At 66.1% G+C, this 21,246-nt stretch carries 22 protein-coding genes and 1 pseudogene; 17 read left to right on the forward strand and 6 right to left on the reverse strand.

Annotated features, from left to right (window positions below):
• Window positions 1-40: 40 nt before the first annotated feature.
• The gene (gene dapF / locus BACI348_RS08190; protein ID WP_159824793.1) at window positions 41-985 is read left to right on the forward strand and encodes a diaminopimelate epimerase; all 945 of its coding nucleotides are present in this window, start codon (window positions 41-43) and stop codon (window positions 983-985) included.
• Here the strand turns inward: dapF and BACI348_RS08195 are convergent.
• On the reverse strand, window positions 957-1,580 hold the full coding sequence (locus tag BACI348_RS08195; protein ID WP_159824795.1) for a class I SAM-dependent methyltransferase: 624 nt from the start codon (window positions 1,578-1,580) through the stop codon (window positions 957-959). The two genes, dapF and BACI348_RS08195, sit on opposite strands and share 29 nt — an antisense overlap.
• A 426-nt stretch (window positions 1,581-2,006) precedes the next feature.
• On the opposite strand from BACI348_RS08195, the gene hflX reads away from it, so the two are divergent.
• Window positions 2,007-3,587 carry a GTPase HflX gene (gene hflX, locus BACI348_RS08200; protein WP_159824797.1) on the forward strand — a complete coding sequence of 527 codons (1,581 nt, stop codon included), beginning with the start codon at window positions 2,007-2,009 and terminating at the stop codon, window positions 3,585-3,587.
• On the forward strand, window positions 3,580-5,637 hold the full coding sequence (locus tag BACI348_RS08205) for an ATP-dependent DNA helicase (RefSeq protein ID WP_159824799.1): 2,058 nt from the start codon (window positions 3,580-3,582) through the stop codon (window positions 5,635-5,637). The genes hflX and BACI348_RS08205 overlap by 8 nt, the downstream gene beginning before the upstream one ends.
• A gap of 68 nt (window positions 5,638-5,705) precedes the next feature.
• Here BACI348_RS08205 and lexA read toward each other — a convergent pair whose 3' ends face one another.
• Window positions 5,706-6,440, reverse strand: coding sequence for a transcriptional repressor LexA (gene lexA / locus BACI348_RS08210; RefSeq protein WP_159824801.1), 735 nt, complete (start codon window positions 6,438-6,440; stop codon window positions 5,706-5,708).
• Between the two features lie 377 nt (window positions 6,441-6,817).
• Here lexA and BACI348_RS08215 point away from each other — a divergent pair, with 377 nt between their 5' ends.
• The 8 genes from BACI348_RS08215 (at window position 6,818) to BACI348_RS08250 (ending at window position 13,045) form a co-directional block, all read left to right on the forward strand.
• Complete coding sequence (locus BACI348_RS08215; RefSeq protein ID WP_236557685.1) at window positions 6,818-7,174, forward strand: LysM peptidoglycan-binding domain-containing protein; 357 nt, start codon at window positions 6,818-6,820, stop codon at window positions 7,172-7,174.
• An 82-nt stretch (window positions 7,175-7,256) separates the two neighbouring features.
• Window positions 7,257-8,375: a histidinol-phosphate transaminase gene (locus BACI348_RS08220; RefSeq protein WP_159824805.1), complete on the forward strand. Its 1,119-nt coding sequence runs from the start codon at window positions 7,257-7,259 to the stop codon at window positions 8,373-8,375.
• A 60-nt stretch (window positions 8,376-8,435) separates the two neighbouring features.
• Window positions 8,436-9,056, forward strand: a complete 621-nt coding sequence (gene hisB / locus BACI348_RS08225; RefSeq protein ID WP_159824807.1) for an imidazoleglycerol-phosphate dehydratase HisB — start codon at window positions 8,436-8,438, stop codon at window positions 9,054-9,056.
• Entirely contained in the window at window positions 9,053-9,835 is a 783-nt protein-coding gene (gene hisH, locus BACI348_RS08230; RefSeq protein WP_159824809.1) for an imidazole glycerol phosphate synthase subunit HisH, read from the forward strand. The genes hisB and hisH overlap by 4 nt, the downstream gene beginning before the upstream one ends.
• Complete coding sequence (locus BACI348_RS08235; protein WP_181762693.1) at window positions 9,836-9,994, forward strand: CG2302 family histidine operon protein; 159 nt, start codon at window positions 9,836-9,838, stop codon at window positions 9,992-9,994. It abuts the gene before it with no gap.
• A gap of 41 nt (window positions 9,995-10,035) precedes the next feature.
• Window positions 10,036-10,782, forward strand: a complete 747-nt coding sequence (priA, locus tag BACI348_RS08240; RefSeq protein WP_159824811.1) for a bifunctional 1-(5-phosphoribosyl)-5-((5-phosphoribosylamino)methylideneamino)imidazole-4-carboxamide isomerase/phosphoribosylanthranilate isomerase PriA — start codon at window positions 10,036-10,038, stop codon at window positions 10,780-10,782.
• Between the two features lie 28 nt (window positions 10,783-10,810).
• The gene (locus tag BACI348_RS08245; protein WP_159824813.1) at window positions 10,811-11,698 is read left to right on the forward strand and encodes an SseB family protein; all 888 of its coding nucleotides are present in this window, start codon (window positions 10,811-10,813) and stop codon (window positions 11,696-11,698) included.
• Window positions 11,699-11,752: 54 nt separating this feature from the next.
• The gene (locus BACI348_RS08250) at window positions 11,753-13,045 is read left to right on the forward strand and encodes an MFS transporter (protein WP_159824815.1); all 1,293 of its coding nucleotides are present in this window, start codon (window positions 11,753-11,755) and stop codon (window positions 13,043-13,045) included.
• A 91-nt stretch (window positions 13,046-13,136) separates the two neighbouring features.
• Here BACI348_RS08250 and BACI348_RS08255 read toward each other — a convergent pair whose 3' ends face one another.
• Window positions 13,137-13,523, reverse strand: a complete 387-nt coding sequence (locus BACI348_RS08255; RefSeq protein ID WP_159824817.1) for a DUF1844 domain-containing protein — start codon at window positions 13,521-13,523, stop codon at window positions 13,137-13,139.
• Window positions 13,524-13,908: 385 nt separating this feature from the next.
• Here BACI348_RS08255 and infC point away from each other — a divergent pair, with 385 nt between their 5' ends.
• The 4 genes from infC (at window position 13,909) to BACI348_RS08275 (ending at window position 16,695) form a co-directional block, all read left to right on the forward strand.
• The gene (gene infC / locus BACI348_RS08260) at window positions 13,909-14,898 is read left to right on the forward strand and encodes a translation initiation factor IF-3 (protein WP_236557497.1); all 990 of its coding nucleotides are present in this window, start codon (window positions 13,909-13,911) and stop codon (window positions 14,896-14,898) included.
• A gap of 116 nt (window positions 14,899-15,014) precedes the next feature.
• Window positions 15,015-15,209: a 50S ribosomal protein L35 gene (gene rpmI / locus BACI348_RS08265; protein WP_009358635.1), complete on the forward strand. Its 195-nt coding sequence runs from the start codon at window positions 15,015-15,017 to the stop codon at window positions 15,207-15,209.
• A 115-nt stretch (window positions 15,210-15,324) separates the two neighbouring features.
• Window positions 15,325-15,717, forward strand: coding sequence for a 50S ribosomal protein L20 (gene rplT, locus BACI348_RS08270; protein WP_159824819.1), 393 nt, complete (start codon window positions 15,325-15,327; stop codon window positions 15,715-15,717).
• A 66-nt stretch (window positions 15,718-15,783) separates the two neighbouring features.
• Window positions 15,784-16,695, forward strand: coding sequence for a TrmH family RNA methyltransferase (locus BACI348_RS08275; protein WP_159824821.1), 912 nt, complete (start codon window positions 15,784-15,786; stop codon window positions 16,693-16,695).
• Between the two features lie 76 nt (window positions 16,696-16,771).
• Here BACI348_RS08275 and BACI348_RS08280 read toward each other — a convergent pair whose 3' ends face one another.
• Window positions 16,772-17,047 carry a GlsB/YeaQ/YmgE family stress response membrane protein gene (locus BACI348_RS08280; RefSeq protein ID WP_159824823.1) on the reverse strand — a complete coding sequence of 92 codons (276 nt, stop codon included), beginning with the start codon at window positions 17,045-17,047 and terminating at the stop codon, window positions 16,772-16,774.
• Window positions 17,048-17,243: 196 nt separating this feature from the next.
• Here BACI348_RS08280 and BACI348_RS08285 point away from each other — a divergent pair, with 196 nt between their 5' ends.
• A complete protein-coding gene (locus tag BACI348_RS08285) occupies window positions 17,244-18,197 on the forward strand; it encodes a cation diffusion facilitator family transporter (protein ID WP_159824825.1) in 954 nt (317 codons plus the stop codon).
• A gap of 84 nt (window positions 18,198-18,281) precedes the next feature.
• Here BACI348_RS08285 and BACI348_RS08290 read toward each other — a convergent pair.
• A pseudogene (locus BACI348_RS08290) lies at window positions 18,282-19,489 on the reverse strand (MFS transporter).
• 163 nt (window positions 19,490-19,652) lie between these two features.
• On the opposite strand from BACI348_RS08290, the gene BACI348_RS08295 reads away from it, so the two are divergent.
• Window positions 19,653-20,102 carry a (deoxy)nucleoside triphosphate pyrophosphohydrolase gene (locus BACI348_RS08295; protein WP_159824827.1) on the forward strand — a complete coding sequence of 150 codons (450 nt, stop codon included), beginning with the start codon at window positions 19,653-19,655 and terminating at the stop codon, window positions 20,100-20,102.
• On the opposite strand, the gene BACI348_RS08300 is transcribed toward BACI348_RS08295, so the two are convergent.
• Window positions 20,099-21,199, reverse strand: a complete 1,101-nt coding sequence (locus tag BACI348_RS08300; protein WP_159829931.1) for an Rv2578c family radical SAM protein — start codon at window positions 21,197-21,199, stop codon at window positions 20,099-20,101. The genes BACI348_RS08295 and BACI348_RS08300 overlap by 4 nt on opposite strands.
• Window positions 21,200-21,246 lie beyond the last annotated feature (47 nt).

Raw genomic sequence — 21,246 nt, forward strand, 5'->3', positions numbered from 1 at the left:
GGTTTCGGGCCTGCCCCGCCCGGCCGGTACCCTTGACAGCATGAATGAAACCCTTGCCGAGACCACAGAGCACGCCTTCCGCACACTGGGCGGGCTGCGCTTCTCCAAGGGCCACGGCACCGGCAACGATTTTGTCCTCGTGGCGGATCCGGAGGGCGAGCACACCATTGCGGCCGAACAGGTCGCTGCCTTGTGCGACCGGCACCGCGGCATCGGCGGTGACGGCCTGATCCGGGCAGTGCCCTCCCGTTTCCTTCCCGAGGGCCGGGAACTCCTGGCCGCAACCCCTGACGCCGAGTGGTTCATGGATTACCGCAACGGCGACGGCTCACTGTCGGAGATGTGCGGCAACGGCGTCCGCGTCTTCGTCCACTTCCTCCGGACCGAGGGGCTGGTAGACCTCCCCGACGGCGGTGCCCTCACCATCGGTACGCGGGCCGGTACCAAGACTGTTGTCCGCACGGGTGACGATTACGCCGTCGACATGGGCCCCTGGGAGTTCATCTTCCCCGGTGAGGCCACGGCCAAGGCCATGGATTCGCTGGTGACAGCGGACGGGCTGGAAGTTCCGCGGCCCGCACTGTCCGTCAGTATGGGCAACCCGCACACCGTTGTTGCCCTGGCCGAACTCTCGGAACTGGCAGGTACGCGGCTGTACACCGCCCCGCTGGTGGACCCTGTGCCCGCGAACGGCACCAACGTGGAGTTTGTTGTTCCGTCCGAGCCGCTGGTACACGAAGGGGTGGGTTCTGTCACTATGCGCGTCCACGAACGCGGCGTGGGGGAGACCCAGTCGTGCGGCACGGGTGCCTGCGCCGCCGCCGTGGCCATCCGGCACTGGGCTGGAGCCGAGGCGCCTGACACCTGGCGTGTACACGTCCCCGGCGGCGTGGTGGGCGTGAAGTTCTTTGCCGGCCCCGGTGGCCATGAACACGTGGAGCTCAGCGGCCCCGCCGTCATTGTGGCAACGGGGACGCTTTCCTGACTTTCAGGATCCGGAACGACTTGGAGGTTGACTCCCGGCTCACCGCAAAGGAGTCATCCAGCTCCGCCGCCAGCCAGCGCTGCAGCGAGTCGGAGCCCAGGTTCTTTTGCACCACCAGCCACGCTGTTCCCCCCGGTGCAAGGCGGGGTAACCAGAGCTTCAGCAGGGAATGCAGCTCGTCCTTGCCGATTCGGATGGGCGGGTTGGACCAGATGGTGTCGAAACGCACGTCCGGGTCCACGGCATCGGGGGTGCTGGCTTGAACGTTGGAGAGCCCCAAGGCTGCCGCGTTCTCGTTGGTCAGGATGATGCAGCGTTCGTTGACGTCCACCGCGTGGACTGTCGCATGCGGCGCCCGCAGGGCCATGGTCAGCGCAATCGGACCCCAGCCGCAGCCGATATCCAGCAGGTGGCCGGTGGGGGAAGGGGCAGGGACCTCGGCAAGGAGCACAGCCGTTCCTTTGTCGATGCCGTCCGGGCTGAAGATCCCGGATGAAGTCTGCAGCCTGCGGGTTTCCCCTGCCAGTTCCACCGTGAGCGGCTTGCGGGTAAACGGGCCGGCGGGGGATGAGCTGAAATAGTGTGCGGACTCCATAACTGGCCAGAGTAGTTCCCCTTGCAGCGTAATGGGAAACCGCGGGTTGGACGGTCTGTTAGGGTTGAACGCATGTTCCTGATCTTCGAGTAGCCGGCACGGGCCACGCCCGTCCCGAAGAAACTGTCCCACAGCGATGCAGGCGTTGACGCCTTCCGCACATGTGCACCGGACCACGCCAAAGCGTTCACTCCGGCCGCCGGACATTACTCGAAAGTCAGCCTCCTGCTGTCCCTTTCGCCGCTGCTCCGGCCCCTTCCTCTTCGCCGCCTTCGTGAGGCGGCCGCCGCCCGCCGGGCCGCTTGCTGCCCGGCGAGACACACCAGGAGAAACTGTATGACTGCAGGCCGTCAGCCCAGCGCGAATACTTCCCCAATCACCAGCAATCGGCACTATTCTGGAAATGCCGAACCTTCAAAGGAGACCATGACCAGCCAGCCCAACACCGGATCCGATCCAGCCGCCCAGGACATGAGTCCTGAGGAAATCCAGGCCGTGATCGACCGGATTCTCTCCAAGGACGTACCGGCCAAAAACGTCAGCACGCCAGGCGCAGAGCAGCGCGGCGACGGGAAAGCGGTACTGGGCAAAGCCCAGGCCATCTCCCGCCTGGATGAAGAACATTCAACGTACGACGGCGACCAGCAGGATCTCGAGGAACGCCGGGCGCTGCGCCGCACGGCGGGTCTTTCCACGGAACTTGAAGACGTCACCGAAGTCGAATACCGGCAGCTCCGCCTGGAACGGGTTGTCCTTGCGGGCCTGTGGTCCGAAGGAACCCTCGCCGACGCGGAAAACTCGCTGCGCGAGCTCGCCGCCCTCGCTGAAACCGCAGGTTCGGAGGTCCTGGACGGCCTCGTGCAGCGCCGCGACAAGCCCGACCCCGGTACCTTCCTGGGCTCCGGCAAGGCCCTGGAGCTGAAGGACATCGTGATGTCCACCGGCGCGGACACGGTAGTGGTTGACGCCGAACTGGCGCCGTCGCAGCGGCGTGGCCTGGAGGACATCGTCAAGGTCAAGGTCATCGACCGGACAGGGCTGATCCTGGACATTTTCGCCCAGCACGCCAAGAGCCGGGAAGGCAAAGCCCAGGTGGAGCTGGCCCAGCTCGAGTACCTGCTGCCGCGCCTCCGCGGCTGGGGCGAGTCGATGTCCCGCCAGGCCGGTGGTCAAGTGGGCGGCGCAGCGGCCGGTATGGGTTCGCGTGGTCCTGGTGAAACCAAGATCGAACTGGACCGCCGGAGGATCCGTACACGCATGGCCAAGCTGCGGCGGGAGATCGCCGCGATGAAGCCCGCCCGCGAGACCAAACGCGCCAACCGCCGTCGTAATGAAGTGCCCTCGGTGGCCATCGCCGGGTACACCAACGCCGGAAAGTCCTCACTGCTGAACCGCCTGACGGACGCCGGGGTGCTCGTGGAGAACGCGTTGTTCGCCACGCTGGATCCCACGGTCCGCAAGGCCGAAACTGCCGACGGCCTGGGCTACACGCTGGCCGATACCGTGGGCTTCGTCCGGTCGCTGCCCACGCAGCTGGTGGAGGCATTCCGCTCCACGCTGGAGGAAGTGGCTGACTCGGACCTGATCCTCCACGTGGTGGACGTTTCCCACCCGGATCCCGAGGGCCAGATCGCAGCGGTCCGTAAGGTCTTTAGCGAAGTGGACGCCCGCAAGGTGCCGGAGATCATCGTGCTCAACAAGGCTGACGCCGCCGATCCGTTCGTGGTGGAGCGGTTGAAGCAGCGCGAACCGCGGCACGTGGTGGTTTCGGCCCGCACGGGGGAAGGCATCAGCGAGCTGCTCCAGGCCATCAGCGAAGGCATCCCGCGTCCGTCCGTCCAGCTTGACCTGCTGATCCCGTACGACCGCGGGGACCTGGTCAGCAAGCTGCATGAATCGGACGCCGAAATCATCAGCGTTGACCATGATGAAGCCGGCACCCGGGCAGTAGTCAAAGTCCGGGAAGGCCTCGCGGCTGAACTGGAATCCTTCGTCACCCATGACTGACGCCGTGGCTGACGAAGCCACAGCGACGCCCGGCGAACAGTTCGTGATCGAGCTGCTCGACCGGGCGGTTGCGGGCATGGGCGGGCAAAGCCGGACCGGCCAGCATGAGATGGCCAGGCAGGTGGCCCGGGCCATTGATACGGGGGACCACCTGCTGGTCCAGGCCGGAACCGGTACCGGAAAGTCCCTCGCCTACCTCATACCCCTCATCGCACATGCCCTGGAGAGCGACAAGCCCGCCCTGGTGTCCACCGCAACGCTTGCCCTGCAGACCCAGATTGTGGGCCGGGACCTGCCCCGGCTCCTGAAAACCATCACGCCCGCCCTGGACCGGCCCGTCAAGGTGGCGCTGGTCAAGGGCCGGTCCAACTACGTGTGCCTGCACAAACTCCAAGGCGGCTTCCCCTCCGAGGAGCCTGCCGAGGGGCAGTTGTTTTCCCTGGGCGAAGACACCAGCGTCCCGCATTTCGCCGCGGCGGTGGGCGGTCCTTCCTCCCAGCTGGGCAAGGAAGTGGTCCGGCTGCGGGAGTGGGCGGAGAAAACCACCACCGGGGACCGCGATGAGCTCCTGCCCGGCGTCACGGACCGCGCCTGGCGGCAGGTTTCCGTTACGTCCATGGAATGCCTTGGCGCCCAGAAGTGCCCCATGGCGGCGGAGTGCTTCAGCGAACTGGCCCGCCAGAACGCTGCCGAAGCCGACCTCGTGGTCACCAACCATGCAATGCTCGCTGTCAGCGCTTTCGAGGGCCTGGCCGTGCTGCCCGAGTACGACGTAGTGGTGGTTGATGAGGCCCACGAGCTGCAGGACAGGGTGACCGGCGCTGTTTCCGGACAGCTCTCCGTTGCCATGGTCCATGCCGCTGCTTCCGGGGCCCGCAAGCACACGGCCATCACTGTCGACGCCCTTAACGCGGCTGCTGCCAACCTTGAGGTGGCCCTGGCGGGAGTTCCCAACGGGCTGCTGCCCAACGGCCTGAACGATGAGCAGCTGGACTGCGTGGACCAGCTGCGTGAGGCCGCCCGGGCGGCACTGTCCGATTCCAAGGGGGACAGCAGTACAACGGCCGACGGCGGGCGGCAGCTTGCGCGCTCCCGGCTGATGCTCATCCTGGAACTTTGCGAACGGCTCGTGGCAGCCCGGGAGAACAGGGAAGTGGTGTGGTTTTCCCGCGCCAGCTCCTTCGACCCGCAGCAGGGCTATTCGCAACCGGATGAAACGGCCCCTGCGCTGATCAACATAGCCCCGCTGTCCGTGGCAGGGCGGCTGCGGGAGGGCCTGTTTGCGGGGCACACAGTGGTGCTGACCTCGGCCACCCTCGCCATCGGTGCGGCCTTTGAGCCCGCCGCGGGCGGGCTTGGCCTCGTGGGCGAGGGCGCGCCCAGCTGGACCGGAATTGATGTGGGGTCACCCTTCGATTACCCCAGGCAGGGCATCCTCTATGTGGCGGGCCACCTGCCCAAGCCCGGCCGCGGCGTATCCCCGGAGGCCCTGGCCGAGCTGGAAGGCCTGATCCGGGCCTCCAACGGCGGAGCGCTGTGCCTGTTTTCGTCCCGCCGGGCGGCGGAGGAAGCTGCCGATGCGCTGCGGCCCAAGCTGGGGATGACCATCCTTTGCCAGGGCGATTCCACTATGACGGCCCTGGTGAAGCAGTTCGCGGACGAACCTGATACCTGCCTGTTCGGCACCATGTCCCTTTGGCAGGGCGTGGACGTTCCGGGCGGGTCCTGCCGCCTGGTGGTTATCGACCGGATCCCGTTCCCGCGGCCGGACGATCCCCTGATGACCGCGCGGTCCCGTGCCGTGGCGCAGGCGGGCGGCAACGGCTTTATGTCTGTCTCGGCCACCCATGCTGCGATCCGGCTCGCGCAGGGAGCCGGCCGCCTGATCCGCTCCACGGGGGACAAAGGCGTGGTGGCTGTCCTGGATTCGCGGCTGGCCACCGAACGCTACGCCGGATTCCTTCGTGCCGCACTGCCGCCCTTCTGGCCCACCACCGACCGAAAGACGGCCATCGCGGCCCTTGAACGGCTGGCAGGGGAGAACGCCTAACGCTGCCGGGGGCAGCGGCGCTTCCGGCAGCCGTTCCGTGCGGCTTCATGCTCAGCCGCATGCCCTGCCTAGAGCGAGCGCAGCACTGAAACAACCTTGCCCATGATGGTGGCGTGGTCGCCCAGGATGGGTTCGTACTGGGTGTTCTGCGGGAGCAGCCACGTGTGGCCGTCACGCTGGCGGAAGGTTTTCACGGTGGCTTCGTCGTCCAGCAGCGCCGCCACGATATCACCGTTGGCGGCATCCGCCTGCCGGCGGACCACCACCCAGTCGCCGTCGCAGATCGCTGCGTCCACCATGGAATCGCCGGCCACTTTGAGCATAAACAGTTCACCCTGGCCCACCAGCTGCCGGGGGAGCGGCAGGACATCCTCCACCACCTGGTCGGCCAGGATGGGGCCACCGGCTGCAATCCGGCCCACAAGGGGAACCATGGCAGTGTCCATGGCCGTGGGGAGCTCGGTCACGGTGCCGCCGCTTCCCGAGCGCAGGGCGGACGGCTCGGCTGCCGGTTTGGCTGAGCCGCCGTCGAGGGTGAGGGGCATCAGCACCTCCATGGCGCGGGGCCGTTTGGGGTCACGGCGCAGGTAGCCGAGTTTTTCCAGCTGTGACAGCTGGTGCGTGACGCTGGACAGGCTTGCCAGGCCCACGGTGTCGCCAATCTCGCGCATGGACGGCGGGTATCCGTTGTCATTGACCGAGCGCTGGATGGTTTCCAGGATTTTCTTCTGCCGCGGCGTCAGGCCCTTGGCGGTCTTCTTCGGTTGGGAGGTTGCCCTTCCTCCGGCGGCTGCTGCTGCCATATTCGCCAATGCCTTTCGGTTTGCCCCGGCTTTCCGGCCCGGACCTGGGTTGCCGCCGTCATTGTCAGACCCAGCTGATCAACTTCAGAGGTGGTTGTTCCTGACTTCAAAACTAGGCCAGCCACATTGCATTTTCAAACATTTGTTCTAGCGAGTCTCGACATTATTCGTTGATAGGTGCTAAAACAGAGAAAGCAAAGTTCGAATACTTGTTCTACTCGGCTTCGAGTCATTCGAAAACCCGGACCAGGTCCGCGGCAATCGGGGCACTGGGGAGAACATCGGGCAGCACGTTCAGGTCCAGGAGGGCTCAGTTCATGTCAGCTACATCAGCTTCACAGGGTTCACGTCCGCAGGTTCTTTCGCTGCAGCAACTCATGTCGCAGCCGGCCCGCCGGGCGCCGGAGCGCCCGGCGCCCCTGCCTCCGCTGCGCCTGACCCGCCGCGGGAAGGTCGTCCTGATCGGCATCCCGCTGGTTCTGCTCGCGGCCTTGCTGCTTTCATTGGCCGGCTTCTTCAACTCTCCGGCCAAGGCAGCGGACTCCGCGGCGGACCTTTCTGTGACTCCTACCGTCACTGTTACCGTGCAACCGGGCCAATCGCTGTGGGCCATCGCCGGCATCGTTGACCCGAACCGGGATGCGCGCGACGTCGTGGCGGACATCGTGCAGCTGAACAACCTGACTGCCGGAGCAGTCCACCCGGGGCAGCAGCTGTACGTACCCACGCGCTAGCGGGAACCACGGGCGAAGGTGCCGGGAATCACAGGAAACCGTCACATTTTCCGGTCTCCGGCGCGGGCACTAAACTGTTCAGGTGAATGACCAGCTAGAGCGACTGAACCGGCTTCCCCTCCGCAGCAACCTTCGTGGACTCACCCCCTACGGCGCTCCACAGCTCGATGTTCCCATCCTCCTCAACGTCAATGAGAACAGCCATGGCGTGCCTGCCGACGTGCGGGCGGCCATCAGCGCGGCCGTGACCGAGGCCGCCGCAGGCCTCAACAGGTACCCGGACCGGGAGTTCACCGAGTTGCGGAAAGCCTTGGCTGAATACCTCGGTCACGGACTGGATGAAACAAACGTCTGGGCAGCCAACGGCTCCAACGAGGTCCTCCAGCAGGTGCTGCAGGCATTCGGCGGGCCCGGCCGCACCGCACTGGGCTTCCCGCCCACGTATTCCATGTATCCGCTCCTGGCCAGCGGTACGGACACCGAATACATTGTGGGTGAACGCGCCGAGGGCTACGGCCTCAGCGCTGAATCCGCGGCTCATCAGGTGAAGGAACTGCAGCCCAACATCGTGTTCCTGTGCTCTCCGAACAATCCCACCGGTACGGGCCTCGGGCTCGACGTCGTGGAAGCCGTCTACGAGGCCGGCGAAGCCAGCCAGGCAATCATCATCGTGGACGAGGCCTACCACGAATTCGCCCACAACGGGACTCCCAGCGCCCTGACCCTGCTGCCCGGCAGGGAGCGGCTGATCGTCTCAAGGACCATGAGCAAGGCTTTCGCGCTGGCTGGTGCCCGCATCGGCTACCTCGCCGCGGCACCAGAGGTGACTGACGCACTGCGCCTGGTCCGCCTGCCATACCACCTGTCCGCGATCACGCAGGCCACAGCGCTGGCCGCGCTCCAGCACCGTGAGGCGCTGATGGCCGACGTGGAAGACATTAAGGCCCAGCGGGACCGGATCGTGGCAGAACTGACCAGGATGGGACTAAAGCCCGCGGCCTCTGACTCCAACTTTGTTTTCTTTGGCGGACTCGAGAACCCGCACGAGGTCTGGCAGGAACTGCTCGACGCCGGAGTGCTGATCCGCGACGTCGGCATTCCGGGCCACCTGCGTGTGACCGCCGGAACTGAGACGGAAACCACAGCCTTCCTCACGTCGCTGGAAAGCATCCTTGCCGGCCAGGCCACGCTTCCGGCCTAGACTGGAAGTACCGGCGCTGGACGCCCTGAACCACTCCTTCTTCGCAAAGGACACTTGACCATGAGTTCCACCGGATCCAATGCCGCCAGGACTGCGCGCATGGAGCGTGCCACCAGTGAGTCCTCCGTGCTCGTGGAGATCAACCTCGACGGTACGGGCATCTCGGACATCGACACGTCGGTGCCCTTCTACGACCACATGCTCACCGCGCTCTGCAAGCACTCACTCATCGACCTGACGGTGAAGGCTGCCGGAGACACCCGCATCGACGTCCACCACACGGTGGAGGACGTCGCCATCACCTTCGGTGAGGTGCTGCGCACGGCCTTGGGCAACAAAGCGGGAATCCGCCGCTTCGGCGAAGCCACCGTGCCCCTGGACGAGGCACTGGCCCACGCCGTCGTCGACGTCTCCGGCCGCCCGTACCTGGTCCACGGCGGAGAACCCGCAGGCCAGGAATACCACCTGATCGGCGGCCACTTCACCGGCTCGCTGACCCGCCACGTCTTTGAGGCGATCACCCTCCACGCCGGGATCTGCCTGCACATGAACGTGATCGCCGGACGGGATCCGCACCACATTGTCGAAGCCCAGTTCAAGGCCTTCGCCCGTGCGCTTAGAGCTGCCGTTGAGTCCGATCCCCGCGTCGAGGGCATACCTTCCACCAAGGGTGCGCTGTGAGCGGGCAGGTCCTGCGCGACGGCGCCATCATCGACCCCTCAGCGTCGCAGAAGCTGCCGTCGCCGGAGGGGAAGCCCACCGTCACTGTGCTCGACTACGGTTCGGGAAACGTCCGCTCCGCGGTACGCGCCCTGGAGCGGGCAGGCGCCGAGGTGATCCTGAGCTCCAAACCCGAGGATGTCCTGAACGCTGACGGCCTGGTGGTGCCCGGCGTCGGCGCCTTCGAGACCGTGATGCGCGAACTCAAAGCCGTGGACGGCATCCGGCTCATCGGCCGGCGGGTCGCCGGCGGCCGCCCGGTCCTCGGCATCTGCGTAGGCCTCCAGGTGCTGTTCGAAGCCGGCGTGGAACACGGCACCGAGGCCGAAGGCATCGGCGAATGGCCCGGCAAGGTGGAGCTCCTTCCCGCGGACGTGGTGCCGCACATGGGCTGGAACACCGTCAAGGTGCCCGAAGGCTCAAAGCTGTTTGCCGGTGTCGAGAACGAGCGGTTCTACTTCGTGCACTCCTACGGCGTACAGGAATGGAACTTTGACGTTATCCAGCCGCGCATGGCCGCGCCTCTGGTCACCTGGTCCGAGCACGGCGCTCCGTTCATCGCCGCGGTGGAAAACGGTCCTCTCTGCGCCACCCAGTTCCACCCCGAGAAGTCCGGGGACGCCGGTGCCCGGCTCCTGCACAACTGGGTGGACGCCCTCCGCAGGCCCGCAGACGCGGGCGCGTCGGGGGCAGGCCAGCCCGCGCCGGACGCCGGACAAACACCCGCCGGCGACGCCTAGATGTGGTCTGTCCTGCTGATGGGCCTCGCGGGCTTGCTCATCGGCGGCGGCATCTCGTTCCGGCAGCAGCACAAACCGCTGTGGACCCAGGTCTCGTTCTACGTCCTGGCGGGTATGGCCCTGCTCGCCGCCTACCTGCTGACGCTGCCGGCCAACTAGCCGGATCCTGCCCTTCCTTCCCCCTACTTTCGAGGATTTTGATGAACACCGCTACCGACCTGCCTGTTCTTGAACTTCTGCCCGCCGTCGACGTCGTCAACGGCCAGGCCGTCCGGCTGGTCCAGGGCGAAGCGGGCAGCGAAACCAGCTACGGCACCCCGCTGGAAGCGGCGCTGAACTGGCAGCAGCAGGGCGCCGAGTGGGTCCACCTGGTGGACCTGGACGCCGCCTTCGGCCGCGGTTCCAACGCCGAACTCCTGCGTGAAGTGGTGGGCAAGCTGGACATCAAGGTCGAACTCTCCGGAGGCCTGCGCGACGACGCAACTCTCGAAGCCGCCCTAGACCTGGGCGTGGCGCGCGTCAACCTCGGGACGGCTGCGCTGGAAAACCCGGATTGGACCCGGCGGGCCATCGAACGCTTTGGTGACAGGATCGCCGTCGGCCTCGATGTCCGCGGAACCACCCTTGCCGGCCGCGGCTGGACCAAGGAAGGCGGAGACCTCTGGGACGTCCTCGCCCGGCTCGAGGACGCAGGGTGCTCGCGCTACGTGGTCACCGACGTCACCAAGGACGGGACCCTGCAGGGACCCAACGTGGAGCTGCTGCGCCAGATGGTCGAAAAGACGGGCAAGCCCGTGGTTGCCTCCGGCGGCATTTCCAGCCTGGACGACCTCAAGGTGCTGCGTTCACTCGTGCCGCTCGGGGTTGAAGGAGCCATCGTGGGCAAGGCCCTGTACGCGGGCGCCTTCACCCTGCCCGAGGCCCTCGACGTGGCCGGCCGCCGCTAGCCGGCCAGGCCAGGACCCAGGCATTACCGTGGCCAGCATCGAACCCGTCCCCGGCACCACCGGGCAACGACACCTTCCCGGCCACATTGCAGCAGCGCTGGCTGGCGCCGGCGGCGCCACTGACTCTGCCGGCCGGCCGTGGGCAGGGCGCAGCCTGGCCGGGGAGGACGCCAGGATCCACAATTTCGAAGACGACGACGGACTGGCCGACGCCGGCTACCTAGCGGCCGTCGCAGCCCTTCAGGCGGGACGCGGGGACGAAGCCGCCGTGGTCGCCTCACTTGCCACCGGCCGCGTTTTCATTCCCGTTGTTGCCCAGCTCGCCGAAGAGGCGGAGGGACATGACGGCCTGCACGCCGACAAACAGGCGGACATGGCCCTGGTGACCCTCAAAGCCGCTGACGGCAGGACCGCCATGCCGGCGTTCACGTCCGCCCCGGCGCTCAGTGCCTGGCACCCAGAGGCGCGGCCGGTAGCGGTGTACGCGGCCCGTGCAGCCCTTTCTGCCGTGGCCGAGGGGGCCGAACTGCTCGTCCTTGACCCGGGATCGGCAGTGACGTTTGTGGTCCGTCGGCCCGCCCTGTGGGCGCTGGCGCAGCAGCAGGACTGGATTCCGTCCTACACGGATGACGCGCTGGCAGGCCAGATGCGGCAGGCAGCAGCAGGCTTCCCCGCCGTGCGGAGCCTGGAGCTCCAGCCGGGCAGGGGAGTGGCATCGCGTACCGCCGGCGGCGACCCCCTGCCGGGCGGAGGCGCAGGTCCGGAGCTTCAGGTGGTCCTGTACCTGGAAGAAGGACTGGACGCCGCTGCCGTCCAGGAGCTGGTGGCCGGGCTCCAGGCGGAGTGGTCACGGAATGTATTGTTTGGTGAGCGGGTCGATTCCATCGAGGTTAAATTGCGGCGCGCCGTCCACTAGCTGCGGCGAGGAGGGGATCCCCGGCCGGCTGCGGCAGACCGAAGGATCTCTTTCGTGAATTTCGCTCTCTACTGGGAGTTGCTTGCCGTGCGGCCCATCAGGCGGCTGCTGCTCGTTGGCATGATCGCCCGTGTTCCGCATTCGGCAGCCGGCGTGCTGCTGACCCTGCACATTGTCCTGACCCTCGGCGAAGGCTATGCCGCTGCGGGCGCAGCTGCCGCGGTGATGACCATCGGCATCGCCCTCGGTGCGCCGTGGCGCGGCCGCCGCGTAGACACGGTGGGACTGCGCAAAGCCTTGATCCCCTCAGTGGTGTCGGAGACCGTCATCTGGTCCATCGTTCCGCATGTGTCCTACCAGTGGCTCCTGCCGCTGGTCTTTGTGGGCGGACTCCTGACGCTGCCGATCTTCAGCGTTGTCCGGCAGTCCCTGGGCGTGCTGGCCGACGGCGACCAGCGCCGCACTGCCTTCGCACTCGACGCCATCACCACCGAAGTGGTGTTTATGATCGGCCCCGCCGCCGGAGCCATCGTAGCCACCAGCGGCTTCAGCGTGGCCGGCCTGACGACAGTGGGTGTTTCCACCTCCCTGGCCGGCCTGTTCCTGATGTGGTTCAACCCGCCCACCCGCAGCGTCGTTCCGGCCGGCGACGGCCAGGCGGACCAGCAGCGGGCGGCCGAGGCCGCCGTTGTGTCCACGGCCCCCGCCCACCTGCAGGAGGCTGCCGCGGATCTTGCGCCGGCAGCCGCCCACACTGCGCGCAGCGCCGGGCTCCGGGAGAAGGTGGCAGGCAACTTCGTCTGGTTCACGGCCACCGTGGCGGCGCTCTTCGCTGTGGCCGCCGGAGCCGGAATGGTCCTCAGCGGCACCGACGTGGGCATCGTGGCAGCACTCGAAACGGGCGGGCACCAGGCCGAAATCGGGATCGTCTTCCTGTTCTGGTGTGCTGCGTCCGTGGTGGGCGGGCTCATCTACGGTGCCATGCACCGGCCCATCCCGCCCATTGTCCTGCTCCTGGGCATGGCCGCCCTGACCATTCCCATGGGCTTCGCGCACGATACCTGGACCCTCGCCCTCGTTGCCATCCTTCCCGGTCTCCTCTGCGCCCCGGTCCTCTCATCGGCGTCCGAAAAGGTGGCGGACCTCGTGGCGGAGGAGCGGCGGGGGGAGGCGATGGGCTGGTACGGCTCGGCCCTCACCGCCGGAGTGGCACTCGGCGCGCCGCTGGCGGGCGTCTTCATCGACCATGTGGGACCGTCCGGAGGTTTCGTCTCAGTAGGGGCCGCCGGCGTGGCGCTGTGCGTCGTGGGGCTGGTCCTCCAGCGGCGGCGCCGGGCCAACGCCTAGGTCCGTTTCCGGAACCCTGGGGTAATGCGCGACGGCGGGCCTTCCCTGGGAGGGAAGGCCCGCCGTCGGGCCTACTTACCGCTGCGCTGCGTCAGTTGACGGCGCCGGTGTACTTTTCGCCCGGGCCCTTGCCCGGGGCGTCGGGGATCAGCGACTCTTCCCGGAAGGCCAGCTGCAGCGACCGCAAGCCGTCACGCAACGGTCCGGCGTGCTGGGAACCGATTTCGGGGGCGGCCGCGGTGACCAGTCCGGCCAGTGCGGTGATGAGCTTCCGGGCCTCGTCCAGGTCCTTGAGCTCCTGCGCGTTCTCTTCCGCAGCCAGGCCAAGTTTCACGGCAGCGGCACTCATCAGGTGGACGGCCGCGGTGGTGATGACCTCGATGGCCGGCACTTCGGAAATGTCACGGATCTGCTGGGAGACATCGCCGCTGGCTTCGGCAGGCTCGAAAACGTATGAATTACTGTCTGGGGTGCTCATACTGGTAAGCTTGACACAGACCGACTGGATGTCGTTATTTCAGGGATTGTTCAAGAAGCGATCATGGTTCCCAGCAGCGCCTGCGTTGTCGGGAATTTTTTCTGTAGAATGGCATGCAGTTTGCAAGCGGAGTTCTCTCCCACCCGCGTCAGCCGCTGTTCCGGAAGTTCGATGGAACGCAAGGTTGCCGGGTACCTGGTTGGTTTTGGTGTCCGGCGTTCGCTGGCGCCGGGACATACAGTGCCTCATGGCACGCTCAACCAGTCTTCGAGGCCTTCGATTGCTCCGGCAATTGGGGGCCTTCTCTATTTGCCGGATCCCACAACAACACAGGAGCTTTAACATTAGCGAGCCAAGAATCAATGAGCGTATCCGCGTCCCCGAGGTGCGGCTGGTCGGCCCTGCAGGTGAACAGGTAGGAATCGTCCGTATTGAGGATGCCCTGCGCCTGGCCGCCGAGTCCGACCTTGATCTCGTTGAAGTTGCACCTCAGGCGAAGCCTCCGGTGTGCAAGCTGATGGACTTCGGCAAGTACAAGTACGAGGCCGCGGTTAAGGCACGTGAGGCACGGAAGAACCAGACGAACACTGTTCTGAAGGAAATCCGCTTCCGCCTGAAGATCGACACCCACGACTACGAGACCAAGCGCGGGCACGCACTGCGCTTCCTCGGCGCGGGGGACAAGGTCAAAGCCATGATCCAGTTCCGTGGCCGTGAACAGCAGCGACCGGAAATGGGCATCCGCCTGCTCCAGCGCTTCGCAGACGATGTCGCCGAAGTCGGCGTGGTTGAATCCAGCCCCCGCATCGACGGCCGCAACATGGTCATGGTGGTCGGCCCGCTGAAAAACAAGGCTGAGGCAAAGGCCGAAGCACGCCGCGCCACGCAACGGGCGGAAGCGAAGGCACAGAATGAAGCCAAGGCTGCCGGCCGCATCGACGTGTCCGGCAGCGACCAGGCACCCATGACGCAGTCCCTCGCGGACCTGCTTCCTGAAGGTTTCCAGGTCTCGACCGAACCGGAAGCTGTTGCTGACACTCCTGTGCAGGAGGCGGCTCCCGCCGTCGAACCTGCATCGGAAGCTGCTCCGGCCCAGGCCGCCGAAGCTCCCCAGCAGGAAGCGCCCAAGGCTGAGGCGCCGAAGCAGGAAGCGCCGAAGCGGCAGGCCCCGAAGCAGGAAGCCCCCAAGGCTGCTGCGCCGGCACCCCAGCCGGTTGCGGAGAAGCCTGAAGCTGCCAAGCCGGCAGCAGCGGCTCCGAAGCCCGCAGCAGTGCCTGCTCCGCCGAAGCCGGTGGCCAGGCCCGCCGCACCCAAGCCCGCTGCCCGCCCTGCCCCCAAGGCAGTGCCGAAGCCGGCTGGCAAGAAGACCACTTAGTTCACAGCTGCCGGAGGTCGCCCTCCGGCAGTCCGCAACCAGCACGCCGCCCCCAGGGGCAGCTGCGCGATAGAACTGCAGGCCCAGCCTGCGGACACGTAAGGAGATCGGTTCCCATGCCGAAGATGAAGACCCACAGTGGTGCTAAGAAGCGCTTCAAGCTGACCGGCAGCGGCAAGCTGCGCCGCCAGCAGGCTAACCGCCGCCACTACCTCGAGCACAAGTCCTCCCGGCTGACCCGCCGCCTTGCCGGCGACAAGATCGTCTTCAAGGGCGACGCCAAGGTCATCCGGAAGATGCTCGGCATCTAATTTCCAAGTTCTTTGACTGGCACCACCTGGTGTAAGTCACCTGCCAAAAGCCTTCTCAGGCCGCCGGACATCCGGCAGTAGATGCTTGGGATCAGAATTTCGAAGGAGTACGCACGTGGCACGTGTGAAGAGGGCGGTCAACGCCCACAAGAAGCGCCGGGTTATCCTTGAACGCGCAAAGGGCTACCGTGGACAGCGTTCACGCCTGTACCGCAAGGCCAAAGAGCAGCTGCTGCACTCGTTTGTGTACAGCTACGGCGACCGCAAGAAGAAGAAGGGCGACTTCCGCCGCCTCTGGATCCAGCGCATCAACGCTGCATCCCGCGCCAACGGCCTCACCTACAACCGTCTCATCCAGGGCCTGAAGGCTGCTGAGGTTGAGGTTGACCGCCGCATGCTGGCCGAGCTCGCCGTCTCCGACGCCAACGCATTCGCTGCGCTGGTCCAGGTGGCCAAGGACTCGCTGCCCGCCGACACCTCCGCCAAGAAGGCCGTCGCCGCGAAGTAGCACCTGCCTTCCCTCGCACGAGGGGCAGTTCAGGAACTGGTGGCCGCAGCCACTAAAGTTTCCTATATGAACGAAACCGGGCGCCCGCAGGATTTACCACTCTCCAACCCCCGAGCAGACCGGGTGAGGGATGTGGCAAAACTTGCCGGGCGCCCGGCCCGTTTAAAGCGCGGACAGTTCCTGGCCGAAGGCCCCCAGGCGGTCCGCGAAGCGCTGAAGCTCCACCAGCAGCGCCTGGCCGCGGGCGCTCCCGGAGTGGTTACCGAGGTATTCGCCAGCGAGTCCTGCCTGGACCGCTTTCCGGAATTCGAGGAACTTGCCGAGGGCACCAATGCCCGGCTTGCCACCGACGACGTCCTGGCCGCCATGGCGGACACCGTCAACCCGCAGGGCATCATTGCTGTCTGCCGGTTCGTGGACGTACCGCTGGAGGAAGTGCTCGACGCCGGGCCGCGCCTGATTGCCGTTCTTTGTCAGGTGCGGGACCCAGGGAATGCGGGAACCGTCCTGCGGGCTGCGGACTCGGCCGGGGCAGACGCTGTGATCCTCACCGGCTCAAGCGTTGACATCTACAACCCCAAAGCGGTCCGTTCCACGGCGGGATCCCTGTTCCACCTTCCCGTGGTGCTTGGCGCGGACGTTACGGAATTGGCCGCCGCGTGCCGGGCACGGGGGATCGGCATCCTGGCGGCGGATGGCTATGGCACCCTCAACCTGGACGCGCTGCAGGACGAGAACGCCCGGCGCCGGCTGACGGGGGAGGGCACGCCGTCGGAGTATGACCTGGAAAAGCCGACTGCCTGGCTGTTCGGCAACGAAGCACAGGGGCTGTCCCAGGCTGAGCTTGACCTTGCAGACCATCGCGTGGCCGTGCCCGTGTACGGGGCAGCGGAAAGCCTCAACCTCGGCACAGCAGCCACTGTTTGCCTCTACGCCAGCGCCCGGTCCCAGCACCTGCCGGCAGCCCTGCGGGGGTGAATTCCATCCCGCGCCGGGAAACAGCGAGGGCCCCGGATCCGCGGAGCCCGCGCCTATGTGAAATGTGCCGGCTACCTCAGGGCGCGTGTGTCGCCTTGCCGCGTCCGGTGATGGCACCGTGGATGCCGGCGACCACAAGGCCGCCTACGATGGCGAGAATCCACGTGCCGAGGTCAAAGAAGGCCAGATCGCCTTTGTTGAAGAGCAGGCTGCCCATCCAGCCGCATACTATTGCGCCCACCACGCCCAGAACCAGGCTGGTGACCCAACCGCCGCCCACCCTGCCGGGCATCACGGCTTCAACGATGGCCCCTACGATGAGGCCCGGAATAATCCAAGCAAGAAAACCCATGTCTCCTCCTCAATTGCGACCGGGAAAAACGGTCCCGATGAGCTGCAAGCCAACAAAGGGCCCTGCTGTTGTCAGCAGGCCCGGGGCTGCCCGCGGTGCATTACGGCGGCCGGGGCGGGTACGGTAAGCGGAGGCGGGGCCGTGGCCGGACCCGCACATTAGGTAGGTTCAAAAATCCCGTGAAGAGGTGGACCCCTTGGCTGCAAGCGGCGGTACAAAGGCGATAGTTGCGGCACTCGCCGCCAACCTGACCATCGCACTCCTGAAATTTGTTGCCTACTTCCTGACGCGTTCGTCATCCATGCTCGCCGAGGCCATCCACTCCGTGGCGGACTCCGGCAACCAGGTCCTTCTGCTGGTTGGCGGCAAGAAGGCACAACGCGCTGCCAGCCCTGAGCACCCCTTCGGCTACGGCCGGGAGCGGTACATCTACGCGTTCATCGTGTCGATCGTGCTGTTCAGCGTTGGTGGTCTGTTCGCCCTGTACGAGGCGTGGGAGAAATTCCAGCACCCGCACGCCATTGAGGGCGCCTTCTGGTGGGTTCCGCTGGCAGTGCTGGTGGGGGCGGTTATCGCCGAATCACTCTCGTTCCGGACTGCCATGAAGGAATCGAACCACACCCGCGGACAGCAGTCCTGGGCCAGGTTCGTCCGCAGCGCCAAGCAACCGGAACTTCCTGTGATCCTGCTCGAGGACCTGGGGGCGCTCCTCGGTCTGATGTTCGCCCTGATCGGCGTGGGCATGACGCTGATGACCGGCAACGGACTCTGGGACGCCGCGGGCACCGCCATGATCGGCCTGCTGCTGGTGGGCATCGCCGTGATCCTTGCCATCGAGACGAAGTCCCTGCTCCTGGGCGAGTCGGCCACCAGGGAAGACGTAGAGCGCATCGCGAAAGCCATCGAGGCCGACGGAACCCGGATCATCCACCTCAAGACGATGCACCTTGGGCCGGAGGAACTGCTGGTGGCGGCAAAGATCGCGATCAAGCGCAACTCCACGGGGGAGGAGATCGCGAAGGAGATCGACAGCGCGGAATCCCGGATCCGCTCCGCTGTGCCTATTGCCCGTGTGATCTACCTGGAGCCCGACCTGCAGCGCTCAGACGCTGCCGGCCATCAGACGGCAGCGGCGACCCCGGGCCCCTGAAGATTGCCCGCGAAGGGACAAGACGTCAGGACAGCCGCGGCCCGTTGCCTGTCGGGCCGCCCTGCTTTTCCGGCCGCCCTGCTTTCAGGCCGCCAGCGGCTTTTTGCGTTCCAGGAGGCCGCTGGCCAGTGCAACGCCCAGGCCCAGGACAGCAAGGCAGGCGCCCACCAGCGCCGGCGCTACATAGCCCCAGCCCCAGGCGATCACCAGCCCGCCCAGGAAAGCGCCGAGGGCGTTGGCCACGTTCAGCGCTGCATGGTTCAGGGATGACGCCAGGGAAGGTGCGTCGGGGGAGGCGTCCAAAAGGCGGGTCTGCAGCGCCGGTATGAGCATGGACCCGGCGGCGCCCACCACGAAGACCATCACCAGGGCGGACCAGGCCCAATGGGCGGCGATGGCGTAGACCACCAGGGCAACGGCGATGGCAGGCAGGACACTGTACAGCGTCCCCATCACGGATTTGTCAGCAATCCGGCCGCCCACCATGTTGCCGGCCACCATGCCCAGGCCGTACAGCGCCACCACCAAAGGAATCAGCGCGGAGGGGAGGCCTGCCACATTCGTCATCGTGTGGGAGATATACGTGTAAGTGGCAAAGAAGCCGCCAAAGCCCACGATGCCGATCAGGATGGCAAGCCAGACCTGTAGCCTCTTGAGCGCTCCCAGTTCCCGGCGGATGCTGGCATCAGGGTGGGCCTTGTGGAATGGAACAAACCACCAGATCAGCATCAGGGTGAGTATTCCGAGCAGGCCCACCAGGATAAAGAGCAGGCGCCAGCCGTAGGTCTGGCCCAACCAGGTTGCTGCCGGAACGCCAATCACGTTGGAAATGCTCAGGCCCGCCATCACCATGGAAATGGCCCAACCCCGCCGAGTGGGCGGCACGAGCGAGGCGGCGATAACGCTGCGACGCCAAAGAATGCGCCGTGCGGCAGCCCGGCGGCAAACCGTGAGACCAGCATGGTTCCGTAGTCGGGGGCCAGGAAGGAGGCCAGGTTGGCGACGGTGAAGAACAGCATCAGGCCGAGTGCCAGGGTCTTGCGGGGGAGCTTGGCGCCCACGGCGGCCAGCAGCGGCGCGCCCACCACCACACCCAGCGCGTAGGCGGAGATGAGGTGGCCGGCTTCGGGCGTGCTGATGTTCAGGCCCTGTTCCACTTCCTTGAGCAGGCCCATCATGGTGAACTCGGTGACCCCGATTCCCACCCCGCCCATCGCCAGGGCGGTGATGGCCATGGCGATATTGGGGGCTGTGGTGCCGGTTGCCGTGGGGGACTGTACGACGCTGCTCATGTGCCTGCTTTTCAAGTGCTGGGGATACAAGGTGGGCTGCAGCCACGGCAGTGGGGCTGGAGGGGCCTGGACCACCGGGGACAACCCCGGGTACGGCTCAGGTATTCCGGGAAGAGCGCAAAGAGTGCCCGGGCCTTTCCATTGTCCCCCATAGAATGGGGCGGTGACTGGACTGATACAGGTGGTAGGCGGGGCCATCGTGGACCGCCTCGCGGAACCGTCCCGGCTGCTGGTGGCGCGCCGCAGTGCCCCCGAGAAACTGGCTGGCCTGTGGGAGTTCCCGGGCGGCAAAGTGGAGCCGGGCGAGGACCCGGAAGCAGCACTGCGCCGTGAACTGGGCGAGGAGCTGGGGATCGAAGTGCGCGTGGGCGCCGAGCTTGCGGCGAGGCCCCCGGGCGGCTGGCCTTTGAATGACAGGGCCAGCATGCGCGTCTGGTTCGCAGAAATCCTTGCCGGTGAGCCGGAACCCCTTGAGGACCACGACGAACTCAAGTGGGTGTCGCTGTCCGGGCCGGACGAGGTCCTGGGCCTTCCGTGGATTCCCGCCGATTTCCCCATCGTCCGGGAACTGCTGGCGTCTGTGGGTATGCCCGCAGCGGGCGGGCGGGCCTAAAACAGGGTGGCCTGCGCAGGCGCCGGGGTGCCGGCGGCAGCCGCAGATGAGGTGGCAGGGATGATGCCTGCCGGATATTCCGCTTCCTCGCCCCGGGGATCATCGAGATCCCGGTGGCTGAAGCCCGACGAATGGGAAAAACCGTACCGGGCCTTGAAATAGCTGACCCTGCCGGCCAGCCATGCCCGGTATTCCTTGGATGCGTAGGATCCGGACCCGTACAGCCGCTGATAGCGGCGGGCGAGCTGTGGATGATGGGCCGCAATCCACTTCATGAACCATTCCCTGGTGCCGCCCGGTTTGAGGTAGAGGGCTCCGGCAGTGACGCCGGTGGCCCCTGCGGAAGCGAGTGAGGCAAAAAGCGAATCCAGTGCTTCGTCGCTGTCCGTAAGCCACGGAAGGATGGGCATGGCCATAACCCCGCAGGGGAGCCCGGCCTCGCGCAGCCGGGACACCAGCTTGAGCCGCGCGCGGGGTCCCGGCGTGCCGGGTTCGATGGCCTCGGACAATGCTTCATTGGTCATGGCAAGGGAGATGCCCAGGCCCACCGGCACCTGGGCGGCGGCGCTCTTCAGAAGCGGGATGTCCCTGGCCAACAGGGTTCCCTTGGTGAGGATGGACAGGGGAGTACCCGAATCCGCCAGCGCTGCGATGATCCCGGGCATCAGCCGGTAGCGCCCCTCGGCCCGCTGGTACGGATCGGTGTTGGTGCCCAGGGCCACCTGGTGGCGGCCCCAGGACGGCCGGGCCAGTTCCTTCCGGAGGACCTCCGCCGCGTTGACTTTGACCACCACCTGGCTGTCAAAATCCCGCCCGGCGTCGAAATCGAGATAAGTGTGCGTTTTCCGGGCGAAGCAGTACACACAGGCGTGGCTGCACCCCCGGTAGGGGTTGATGGTCCATTCGAACGGCATCCGCGAGCCGGCGGGTACCTTGTTGAGCACAGATTTGGCGGTGACCTCATGAAAGGTGATGCCGGCGAATTCCGGTGTTGTGACGGACCGGACCAGCCCGACCAACGGCAGAAGTGCGGGCGATGGCCCCTCCGCGGCTGTCCCTGGCGGCGGCGGCATCAGTGCTTGGGCATCCCATCTCATGAACTCCATTCGAATGTATGTTCGAACTTAAGTCAAGCATCGGTGCA

The sequence above is a fragment of the Arthrobacter sp. 9AX genome, from assembly GCF_902506095.1.
Lineage (GTDB): Bacteria > Actinomycetota > Actinomycetes > Actinomycetales > Micrococcaceae > Arthrobacter.